The 253-nt window shown below is 64.4% G+C and carries 1 protein-coding gene; it reads right to left on the bottom strand.

Annotated features, from left to right (window positions below; all coding sequences use genetic code 11):
- The coding region (locus ACQG3P_RS20850) for an AAA family ATPase (protein ID WP_426806118.1) at positions 1-253 on the bottom strand (253 nt) is incomplete at both ends.

Genomic DNA, 253 nt, shown 5'->3' with positions numbered 1-253 from the left:
AGACGATGATGTCGCCGCGCGTGCGGATCTCCTTGGTGACCTTCTTCAGGCGCTCCTCGAAGTCACCGCGGTAGCGGGAACCGGCGATGAGCGAGCCGAGGTCGAGGGAATAGACCTGCTTGTCCTTCAGCGTCTCGGGCACGTCGTTCTTCACGATCGCCTGCGCGAGACCCTCGACGACGGCGGTCTTGCCGACGCCGGGCTCGCCGATGAGGACGGGGTTGTTCTTGGAGCGACGCGAGAGGATCTGCAT

This window comes from Stenotrophomonas sp. SrG (assembly GCF_050031795.1).
GTDB classification, from domain to species: domain Bacteria; phylum Pseudomonadota; class Gammaproteobacteria; order Xanthomonadales; family Xanthomonadaceae; genus Stenotrophomonas; species Stenotrophomonas rhizophila_A.
Note: the sequence above shows the minus strand (reverse complement) of the source record. Positions and strands in the feature narration are given on the sequence as shown.